The following is an 11,908-nucleotide window of genomic DNA, read 5'->3' on the forward strand; positions in this document are numbered from 1 at the left end:
TCCTTTGTATTTTAAAATGTACTCTTATTTCCAATCTTGTGTCCACTCATCCTTGATAGCTTGATAAGCAGCTACTGGATTAGTTGCTTGAGTGATTGGGCGTCCGACAACGATAAAGTCACTGCCTATTTGATAGGCATCAGCAGGTGTCATGACACGTTTTTGGTCTCCAAGAGCAGCTCCTGATGGACGGATTCCAGGTGTCAAACAGATAAAGTCTTGACTGGTAACTTCCTTGATGAGTTTGACTTCCTGAGCTGAACAAACAACTCCATCCAAGCCTGCTTCAGCAGTCTTTTTGGCATAATGAATGACAGATTCTTGAAGACTGGTTTGGATATTTTGAAAGTCTCTCATTTGCTCTTCAGAAGTTGAAGTCAACTGTGTAACAGCAATCAACTTTGCCTGATTTCCAAGTCCTTCACGCGCAGCTTTCATCATCTCAACGCCACCTGCTGCATGAACATTGGTCATATCAACTCCTAAATCAGATAAAACTCTCATAGCCGATTTTACTGTGTTAGGAATATCATGAAGTTTTAAATCTAAAAAAACACTATGCCCCAATTTCTTCAGATATCGTACAACCTCAGGACCAGCTGAGTAGTAAAGTTCCATTCCAACTTTCAAATACAGTTTTTCCTCACTAGGAAAGAGTTCCAAAAAATCTTGAACTTCTTTAAAAGTTGGAAAATCCAGAGCAATGACTGGGCGACTTTCTCGCATATCTTTCTCCTTTTGCTTTATTTCAAATCCAGTTAATTCCTTTGGTAAATAATACAAAAAAGGAACCTGCTACAGCAAGGTTCCACGAAAAATAGGTAGTCTCCACCCTTTCACCGTCTAACCTTAGCTGCCTCTCTGGACTGCTTTAAAGGTTTTTTATTATTCTATTATTTAAAGCGGGACTTGTCAAGTAAAAACAAGTAACTGAACGAATCAGCGACTCTGTGTTGTTTGAGTCGTCTGTGCTGTTTGATCTTGATTTCCTTGCTCAGCTTGTTTTTTCTTTTCTTCTTCCTGCTTCTTCTTTTCCTCTTCTTTGGCTTTGACTCTTTCGTCATCCAGAGCCTTATCCACTAGACTATAGCTATAGATACCTACCTCCATATCGATACCACTTGGTACGGTTAATTGAGGTTTTATCTTGCTATAATAGGGTAATTTTTTACCTAATTCTGATAAAGGTACCAGTATCTCATCTGTATCACGCATGGTGATTTTGAGGAGGTCGCTAGTGACTTTACTTGGTGCCAATTCAATCTTATCAATTGAATCCTTAATTTCGGAGCTCACTTTTGATAGCTCTGAAATCAAAGTCTTGATTTGTTCTTTGTTCGTAAAAAGAACTGAAATAAAAGTTTCAGGCAGATCACTTGGACTCACAGCGGTTGATTCAATTTCACCACTGGATAAAATTGGATAATAATTCTCTCCTGATACAGAATAAGCTACAATCCCAAATTCTTTAACTTCAATTGTAAATTTTGCAGGGAATTTGTATTGAATGGAAGCTGATTCAACCCAGTAATTGGATTTGATCAATTCAGCATGCTTATCTTTATTTAGAATCAAACTAATAGTATAGTCACTGTCACGAATTCCTGAAGCCTCTTTTATCTGTTCAGCATTCGTTTGGACTGTACCTGTTACCTCAATTTGTTTAAGGGTAGCAAAAGGAGTCAGAAGGTAGATTGATAAGAACAAGATCAAAAAGCTCGGAACTAAAATAGAAACTGCACGCCAAATATGAACAGACCGAATTGGAGGTTTAGGAGTTTTGGGCTTCTTTTCTTTCTTAACTTTAGATCTTTTTTCTTTATTCTTATCTTTGCTACTTGAATCTATTGAAGATGTCTGTTCTGTATCAGTCTGTTCCTCTTGTCTTTCTTGAACATCACTGGTATCAGAAGCTTCTTCCTTTTCAGATTCCGTATCGCTTTCTGGTTCAGAATCAACATCGGCTTCTTCATCCAAATCTGTATCAGCTGTATTTTCAGCGCTGTTTGCTTCCTCTTCAGCCTTTTTTTGAAGATACTCTTGATGTTGCTTTTGCCATTCTGATAATTCTTGATCGCTCTCCTCAGAAGAAGATGGTGCTTTTTTTTCCTCTGCGCTTGCTTCAACTTCTTTTTGTTTAGCCTCTTCTTCAGCTTTCTTTTGAAGATACTCTTGATTTCGTTTTTGCCACTCTGACAATTCCTTGTCAGGAGTTTGTTTTTTCTTTTTTTCCTTTGACATCAATTTTCCTTATGATAAATCTTTTTTAAGCAGCTCATAAAAATCCGCCACAGATTTTAATTCATGAGAATTCCTCATCGTGTTTTGATAGATTTCTTTGTTATTTAGAAGTAGAGTTACTTTTTCTTCCAAGCTAGATAAATTCAAGTCACTTTCTTGTAACTCTTCTGCATATCCTTTTTTCACAAAGTAAGCTGCATTTTCAATCTGGTCTCCACGACTGGCTTCGCGACCAAGTGGCACAATAACATGCAATTTAGCCATAGCTAACAGCTCAAAAATCGTATTGGCACCACCACGAGTAATGACAACATCTGCCATATTCATGAGTGGTTGATAGAGTTTAGTGACATAATCAACTCGATAGAGATTTTTGCTCAGTTCATTCAAGCTAGAATCTCCAGTAAGGTTAATAATATTATAACGACTAGTCAGCTCATTTTTATGGTCTGTAACCAACTGATTAAAGACACGTGCTCCAGCAGACCCCCCCACAAATAGAAGAGTTGGTAGTTTGCTGTCAAAACAAGTCCGGATATCGACCATCACCTCCGGCTCTTCTTTAACCGGTCCAGAAACCTTGGTCACAGCTCCTACATGTTCCACCTTAGTAAGACTTGCAGGTTGTTCAAAAGTAGAGTACATTTTGGTTGCAAACTTATAGGCTATTTTATTGGCCAAGCCCATTGATAAATCTGACTCATGAATAAAGACAGGAACTCTAGATAAACGGGCGGCAATAACCGGAGGTACGGATACAAATCCTCCCTTTGAAAAAAGGGCCTGGGGACGAATCATGAGCATGATAAAGAAGGATTGGACGATTCCCCAAGCAACTTTAAAAACATCCCACATGTTTTGCCAAGAGAAATAGCGACGCAATTTCCCAGTAGCAATAGAATGAAAGGTTACATCAAAACCTGACTTGAGGATTTCTTGATGTTCGATCCCATGTTTATCACCAATATAGTGGATTTCCCAGCCATCTTCGATGAACTTGGGTATCAATAATAGGTTGAGGGTAACATGCCCTACCGTCCCTCCACCTGTAAAGACTATTTTTTTCATATTATCCTTTTAACTCCGCAACTGTAGCAAGGAACAAATCCCCTCGAACTTCAAAGTTGGCATACATATCCCAACTTGCATTAGCAGGACTGAGTAGAACTACATCACCCTCTTCTGCAAGTTCATATGCCTTGCGGGTTGCATCTGCAATATCTGACGCGTCGACATAAGGCACACCGGCCTTATCTGCCGCACGTTTGACACGCTCTGCAGACTGACCGAGGATGACCATTTTCTTCAGTCCGGTAATATCTGGAACCAATTCGTCAAACTCATTACCACGGTCTAAACCACCCGCAATCAAGATAACCTTGCTATTGTCAAATCCAGATAAGGCTTTTTGAGTCGCCAAGATATTGGTTGACTTGCTATCGTTGTAGAATTTAACGCCATTGATTTGGTCTACAAACTGGAGACGGTGTTTAACTCCACCAAAGGCTGACAAGGTTTCCTTGATGGTTTCATTATCAACGCCACGCAGTTTACAAACGGCAATGGTTGCAAGAACATTTTCCACATTGTGGCCACCTGGAACACCGATCTCATCAGCTGCCATGACTTTTTCACCACGGAAGTAGAGAAGACCATCTTCAAGATAAGCTCCGTCAACCTTTTCAAGTGTTGAGAATGGTATTACAGTCGCATTTGTTTTTGGTGCAAGTTCTTTAGCCAATTCCTGGTTGAAGTTTAATACCAAGTAGTCATCTTCTGTCATATTGCTTTGGATATTCCACTTGGCTGCCACATAGTCATTAAACGAACCGTGATAGTCAATATGAGATGGAATCAAGTTGGTAATGACAGCAATTTCAGGATGGAATTCTTGGATTCCCATTAATTGGAAAGAAGAAAGTTCCATGACAAGGGTGTCCTTATCTGTCGCAGTTTGAGCAACCTGACTAGCAGGATAACCGATGTTACCTGATAAGAGTCCATTTTGTCCTGCAGCAGTCAGAACTTCACCAATCATGGTTGTGGTCGTTGTCTTACCATTTGAACCAGTAATACCGACGATTGGTGCATCAGAAATCAAGTAAGCCAACTCAACCTCAGTCAAAACTGGAATGCCTTTTTCTAAAGCTTTTTCAATCATAGGATTGCTATAAGGAATACCAGGGTTTTTCACCATGAGGGCAAAATCTTCATCCAACAATTCCAAAGGATGTCCACCAGTTACAACTTTGATACCATCTTCCAAGAGACTTTGTGCTGCTGGATTTTCCTCAAAAGGTTTGCCATCATTTACGGTGACAATGGCACCAAGCTTGTCCAAGAGACGAGCCGCAGACTCACCTGATTTGGCTAAACCTAGGACTAATACTTTCTTATTTTCAAATTGATCAATTCGTTTCATATCTAGAACTCCATTTCTACTCTTACTATTTTACCATTTTTATGAAAATAAAAAAGCCACAAAGGGCTTTCTTATTTGTTTTTTGTGATATGGGAATTCAATAATCAACTTTAACATCTTTTACTAACTATGTTTTGATTCAAAGAATCATAGAAAAGCGGACAAGGTCTGGTTCTTATTTTTACAACTAGTTTGTCCAATCTCTATGTTCTAAATAATGTCAGATTATTTTATTCTTCGACTTTTTTCCCCATTGCAAACAAAGCTAAAAGCATTCCTATAACACCTGCTCTTGCAAGAGTAATATTTTCCTTAGTAGCTATTTCTGGGAGAATATTTTGACGACATAGGGGCGCCTGATAAGTCTTAAATATTTGTAAAGTGTAGACGGTATTCTCCTAGAATATCTCCATTCTCAGCCTTGACAACAACACGAACTGGATCACCTTCACTTACACTTGGTACAATTGTTGCAATACCATTTTCAGTTACGATTGCTGTTACAGCTGGAACTTTTCCTTCGCTTGCTTCTAAATAATAGTCAGTCAAGCCAGGGTTAAAGTTTGGCAAATCTTTTCCATCTACTTGGATTTGTGCTTGAGCCTTCTTAGCTGCAGCTACTTGTTTAGAGAAGATTTGAATTTCTGTAATGGAAGTCCCCCATTTACCATCTGGTCTAACCATACGGATACGAACCGCATAGGTATTGACTTTATCAAAGCTAAAGTGAGTCATTTCTCCAGCTTTCACTTGATTTGGAGCTTTAAGATTTGTCACTTGTTTCCAATTATTGTCATCATTAAAGACGTGGTCTTCACTAGCTACAAAGCTTGGATTTTTAGGAACTGTTGGAACAGCTTTTCCTACATAGTATTCGATGACATAAGACTTAGGTGCACCAACACCGTGGTCTTCGTGGAAGGCAACATTGAGATTGTCAACCGAACGTTTAGACAGGATACCAGAATCACCAAAGAGGATTCCCACTGACGCTTCACTTGTACGGTTCCAGTTTGTCCAACGGTTAGCTGGTTGGTTGTTGTATGAGATTAGTTTATCATTAACATTTGCTACCGAGTCACTTGGATTTGAGTCTGATGCAAAGGCAAGTGGCAACTCTGAACCTGTCCACTGGTCAGAAATGTTTGCACCAGTTTCTGTCTGAGCGGAAACACGGACATGAAGTTTCGTTGGTAACTGAGTCCCTTCCACATGTCCTGTAACGGTAAAGCTATCTTCAGTTGCATATTGGCTTGGGTCAATAGCATCCCAAGTCACTTTAGCTGAAGATACTTGGCCGTTTGAGTGGTAAGTACGAACACTTTCTGGTAATTGAGGAGCTTCTGAAACTGGAGTTGTTGTAGTCACTTCTTCGACTGCAATGATACCTTCTACAGAAACTTTAGCATGAGCTTCGTTTTCAATTCCTTCTACTTCTCCAAGAATATCAAAGCTATGGTATTTGGCAAGGTCTTCCTTAGCAACTGCTTGCCAAGTTACCTTGTGAACTTTTGGAAATCCTTTATCGTACTCTACCGTTACTGTATAAGGTAGACTTGGTTCTTGGTTCAAACCTGTCACGACACTTACTGGACGAATGGCCTGGACAACTTTATTTTCAGTATTTGCTTGGATGTTCAAGTCAATCTGACCTTCTGCTCCTTCAAATTGAGCTTTCAAAGTTACTTGACCAGGTTTATGCAATTCAAGCATACCTTTACGAACAACTACGTCTCCTTCACCTGATGTTGAGAAGCTTACCTTGTCCCCCTTCAATACGGCCTGAGTTCCATCTTGATAATGGGCCAAGACTTTGATACCAACAGTTTGGTCTTCTTTCAGTGCGTCTGCATTTTCAACTTCTAGGCTTAAACGTTCAATCTGCGGAGCTTCTTGTAAGAATTGGATAGCATAAGTCTGAAGTGCTCCACCATCATTTGGTTGAACATAAATACTTGCACGCATACCATTTGCTTCGTTAGCTTGAATAACAGTAACTTGCGCATTTTCAGCTAAAGCTTTGACTTCAGGCAAAGCAGCTCCATAAGCAAGTTTATGGTATAGAACTTGTTGATCAGTTGAGAGCCCTTCTACAGGCTGGTCTGCAACAGTTACAGTCGGTACTACTGGTGAAGCCGCTTGACCTTCGGCAACTACGAATGTAGCAGCGATTTCATCATCACCTGAAATTCTTTTAGCTTGGATACGAGAGCCTGGGATAGTTAATTTAGCTTGATCTTCAGCTGCAACTTCCCACCTATCAACGTCATAGCTTCCTAGAGTACCATCTGACAATACATAGGTAACAGATGGATCAACCGAACTTAGATCTGTACTCGGTGCAATTCTCTTAACTACAGGTAATTCTGCTTCGAGTACCAAGACTTCAACACGCGCTTCTACATCACGACCATTTGCCACACCTTTAACAGTAAAGATACCAGGTTCGTTGACATTAACTGCTGACCATTCTACTGGAAGTTTTTCACGGCTATCATCACTATAAATAAATGCTACTTTTGAAGGCATTTTCGCTTCTTGACCAATAACGGTACGTACTTTAGGCACTTCTGTTCCTAAAACTGTTTTTTCTGCTTGGTCTTTTTTACCTGTGAAGATCGTTGTTTGACCAGATTTCAAGAAATCAGAGTGGGCAGTCAAGGTGAATTTACCTGCTTGCTCCGTCGATTTGACAATCACAACACCTTTACCATTAAAGGCTTTGCGAATCCATGAACCATCTGCTTGTTCTTTGTAACGTTCACGACTAGCTTGTTCCCCGTTGTCCACACCGACAATCTGACCTTGTCCATGCAACTGGAAGCGAACTAGGTTATTGGCAGTTGGAACTACGTTACCCTTGCTATCAACGATTTCGTAGTAGATATAAGTAAGGTCTTTCCCGTCAGCTGCGATCGCATTTTCTTCTTTGACCAAACGAACCCCTGCAGGTTCTCCAGCAGTCACAATCTTATCACGAGCAACGATATTACCAGCTTCGTCACGAGCTACTGCTTCTAAAGTACCAGCTTCAAAAGCAACCTTCCATTCAAGGTAAAGTTCATTAGGTTTAGCACCCTCTTGGTAAGTACGTCCATCACTTGTTTGTTTTTTAGTAAATGTCTTCTTACCTAGAGTATTACCATTCAAGAATAGTTCTACACTTGCAGCATTAGAATAGGCACGGACTGGAATATTACCATCTGCATCCGCTACATTCTCTTTTAGAGTAGGATTTCCCCAGTTCCAGTGAGGAAGCAAGTGAACCATTGGTTTCTTCTCAGCAGAAACCCATTGGCTTTGGTACAAGTAGTAGTCATGTTTTGGAATACCAGCTGTATCTACGATACCGAAGTAAGAACTCTTAACTGGTGTGTGGTTTTGGTTGTGCCATGGAGTAGGTTCACCAATATAGTCCGTACCTGTCCAGATGAATTGACCTGCATAACCTGCATTGTCACGGTCAAAAGTCCAAGATGCTGTAGCTGTTTTACCCCAACCAACACGGTCATTTCCGTAGTCTGATTGCTCATAATGACGATAATCCTGATTGCTGTGTACCAATTCACGTTCTGGTCGGAAATAACTTCCACGTGTACGAGTAGCTGAAGAAGTTTCAGAACCGTAAATCAACCAATTTGGATGTTTTGCACGAAGTTTCTTGTAGTTATCTTCTGAGTAGTTAAAACCAACGGCATCAAGTTCATTTGCAATCTTCTCATGGTCACCACTACCATCACCAAAACGGAACTTATCTGCTCCCATAGTGACATAGCGTGTCTTATCAACAGCCTTAATAACTTGAACCAAGCGTTTAACTGTTGCTAAAGAACGAGGTTTTCCGTCTGCTTCACCGATTTCATTACCGATAGACCACATAACGATAGCTGGGTTGTTCTTACCTCTTTCGACCATGGTACGAAGGTCAAAATCAGACCATTTTTCACCTTTTTTAGCGTCTGGGTGAGTAGCATCTTTGTCAAAGAAGCGACCGTAGTCATACTGTTTCTTACCACCATACCAAGTATCGAAGGCTTCTTCTTGGACCAACAAACCAAGCTCAGCAGCAATCTGCAAAGTCTGCTCACTAGCTGGGTTGTGGGTTGTACGAATAGAGTTCACACCCATATCCTTCATTTGTTTCAGACGACGGTATTCTGCTTTATAGTTTTCTTCAGCTCCAAGAGCTCCATGGTCATGGTGAAGAGAAACCCCATGGAATTTAATGCGTTCACCATTCAAAGAGAAGCCTTCGTTTGGAACCCAGTTGTAATAACGATAACCAAACAAATCTTTCTTAGCATCTACCAACTGGCCATCACGATAAACACGTGTCACCAATTCGTAAAGGGCAGGCTTGTCGCTATTAACTGTCCAAAGTTTTGGTTTATCAACTTGTAAAATAGCATTCAAGCTGGCTGATTGATGAGCTTTCAAGACTTGACTAGCTGTACGAACTAGGTCCGTTACAGCTTGACCATTACGTTCAATGATTTGATACTCAGCAAGAATTTCATGATCTTTATCATCAGTATTGACGATCTTACTTGTTACATGAGTATCTACCTTACCATTCTGTTGTTTTTCAAGGTCTGGTGTTAAGATAGTTGTTCCATTTTTCTCAGTATGGACCTTATCTGTGACTTGAAGGGTAACATCACGGTAAATCCCGCTTCCTGAGTACCAACGGCTACTTGGTTGTTTGTTGACTGCACGCACTCCTATGATATTTTCGCGACCATCTTTATGGAGATAGTCAGTGATGTCATATGAGAATTGGTTGTAACCATTTGGATAGTGACCAACTAGCTGACCATTTACATAAACCTGAGAATCCATGTAAACACCATCAAAAGTGATACGTACATTTTTACTAAGGTCTTCCTCGTCTAGCTTAAAGGTCTTACGATACCATGCGTCACCACCATTTAGTTGTCCACCTTCGTTTTGGGCAGGTGAGTCATGGTCAAAGTCATTGTAGATACTCCAGTCATGAGGAAGGTCTAATTTTTTCCAACTAGAAATATCGGCATCTGGCTTGACCGCATCTTTAGCATTGGCATTGAGCTTGAAATGCCAGTTTTGGTTGAATTCTCTTACTCGACTATCAATCAATATGTTCGCCCATCCTTGCTCTTTATTTTCATGAGTCATCATCTTCATTCATATTTTATACAATTACAATAGATACATCAATAGTTTCTCGAAAAAAGCATAACTTCAGACTATGATTACTAAAATTAGTAGAAAATATTGGATATAAAAAACTGTATTGAGGCATTATGTAGAATTACTAAATCATATACAAAATAAAAGGTTGCTCCTATAAAGAAACAACCTTCTAAATTATTTTTCAATGATATGGCATAATATCCCAATGAACCATGCTAGTCTAGCATATAAACAACAAATCCATCTTGCAAGATGACTTGCTGAGCATCTTCAAATTGGCAATGACTCGCTAGATTAACTGAATCTCTATCTAAAGTATATTTCTCAGAAGACTGATTAAAGATTGCTTGAACTTCTTTTCCTTGGTAGTTCCAGCTCAAGGCAAGGACATCTGGTTTCAATTCTTCCAAGCGATATTTTCCATGCTGAATAATGCTTGCAACTTCCTTACGAACCTTGATTAATTTCTTCATGAAATTCAGCATGTCATTGTCTTCAGAAACACGGTCCCAAGGCATGACACGACGGCAATCAGGGTCTGGTCCACCAATTAGTGCTAGCTCTGTTCCGTAATAGATACAAGGGCTCCCTTTTTGAAGGTAGAGGAAAGTTAAAGCAGCCTTGACATGCTGGATATTTCCTTTGGCAGTTGTGAGGATACGCTCTGTATCATGAGAATCTAAAAGGTTAAACATTACCTCTGAGATTTGTTGCTTGTAGTACATAGACTGGCCATTGATTTCTGAAATAAATTGCTCCGTCTTTTTACGCTGACGCAAGAAATAATCCTTGATACTTTCAGAGAGTGGGTAGTTCATGACCGCATGGAACTCATCCCCTTGTAGCCAAGGCTGAGACGTATGCCAGATTTCACCTAAAATATACAAATCAGGCTTTTTAGCGAGAACTGCCTTTCTAAAATCTTTCCAGAACTGATGATCAATTTCATTGGCAACGTCCAAGCGCCAAGCATCAATATCAAAATTTTCAATCCAGTAAGTTGCAACACTGAGAAGATAGTCCCTAACCTCCGGATTAGCTGTATTCAACTTAGGCATATAGCTAGCAAAGGCAAAGGTATGATAAGGGAGTTGTCTTGGATTCTGAAGTTTATCCTCAGTAACTGGAAACTCTTGGATATGGAACCAATCTTTATATGGTGACTTTTCTCCGCTCTTTAGAACATCCTGCCATTGGGCAGACTGGTAGCCGATATGATTGAAAACAGCATCTAGCATAATCTTGATGCCACGTTTGTGAGCTTCCTTGACTAGATTAGCAAAGACTTCCTTATCCCCAAAGTGACGGTCAATTTCAAAATAATCCGTCGTATCATACTTGTGATTGGTCGTTGCTTCAAAAATCGGACATAGGTAAAGCCCAGTGATTCCCAAATCTTTAAGATAGTCTAAATGGTCAATAATCCCTTGTAAATCTCCACCAAAAAAATCTTCCCTATTAGGTTCAATGGCAGCATCCCACTCTCGAGCTCCATCTGGGGTCAAATTAGGACTTCCATTTGCAAATCGTTCTGGGAAAATCTGATACCAAACGGTATTTGAAACCCAGTCAGGAACCTGACAACCGTCGATTTCGTGAATATAAGGAAGCTTAAAGCCGTTTCCATCAGCATCCAAGTTTTCTTGAGTATGTTCTACGCAACCCTTATCACCGTAAAAAATACCCTGACCTTTCTCATCAAGGAGCTCAAAGAGATACTGAATCCGTGCAAAAACAACCGATACCGTAACCTGCCAATAGTCAAATAGGGCATCTGAGGTTACTTTGGTCATTTCTTTCTTAGCTTCATACTTATCCTCAATGAAAATAAAGGGATCCCCATAGTGCAAAATGACCTGCTGGACATCATTTTTCTTGGTTCTAATTCGGATATGTAGCTGACCTTCTTTGTAAAGATAAGCATACTCTGATTCTGGTCTATGATAAATGGCTGTTAATTCCATCATTTGTCTCCTAAAATCAATAAAAACGCAAACGTTTTCATGAATAATAGAACTAGTATACTATTTTAAGACTTAAATTGCAATACTTGGTCAAATTTGACAAGAAAAC

Annotated in this window: 5 protein-coding genes and 1 pseudogene; all 6 read right to left on the bottom strand. The window is 39.8% G+C overall.

Features of this window, described 5'->3' with window-relative positions; genetic code table 11:
* Positions 1-24: 24 nt before the first annotated feature.
* The 6 genes and pseudogenes from pyrF to FN031_RS04375 all read right to left on the bottom strand — a co-directional run bounded on the left by pyrF (position 25) and on the right by FN031_RS04375 (position 11,799).
* Positions 25-726 (bottom strand): orotidine-5'-phosphate decarboxylase, encoded by a 702-nt coding sequence (pyrF, locus tag FN031_RS04350; protein ID WP_142557913.1) that lies wholly within the window; start codon positions 724-726, stop codon positions 25-27.
* Between the two features lie 213 nt (positions 727-939).
* On the bottom strand, positions 940-2,241 hold the full coding sequence (locus FN031_RS04355) for a cell division protein FtsQ/DivIB (RefSeq protein WP_142557915.1): 1,302 nt from the start codon (positions 2,239-2,241) through the stop codon (positions 940-942).
* Between the two features lie 9 nt (positions 2,242-2,250).
* Positions 2,251-3,309 (bottom strand): UDP-N-acetylglucosamine--N-acetylmuramyl-(pentapeptide) pyrophosphoryl-undecaprenol N-acetylglucosamine transferase, encoded by a 1,059-nt coding sequence (locus FN031_RS04360; protein WP_142557917.1) that lies wholly within the window; start codon positions 3,307-3,309, stop codon positions 2,251-2,253.
* 1 nt (position 3,310) lies between these two features.
* A complete protein-coding gene (gene murD / locus FN031_RS04365; protein ID WP_142557919.1) occupies positions 3,311-4,663 on the bottom strand; it encodes a UDP-N-acetylmuramoyl-L-alanine--D-glutamate ligase in 1,353 nt (450 codons plus the stop codon).
* A gap of 375 nt (positions 4,664-5,038) precedes the next feature.
* Positions 5,039-9,760: pseudogene (locus tag FN031_RS04370) on the bottom strand (Ig-like domain-containing protein); the annotation flags it as partial.
* Between the two features lie 290 nt (positions 9,761-10,050).
* Complete coding sequence (locus tag FN031_RS04375) at positions 10,051-11,799, bottom strand: glycoside hydrolase family 13 protein (RefSeq protein ID WP_142558618.1); 1,749 nt, start codon at positions 11,797-11,799, stop codon at positions 10,051-10,053.
* Positions 11,800-11,908: the final 109 nt, after the last annotated feature.

This window comes from Streptococcus mitis, from assembly GCF_902159415.1.
GTDB lineage: Bacteria > Bacillota > Bacilli > Lactobacillales > Streptococcaceae > Streptococcus > Streptococcus mitis_BG.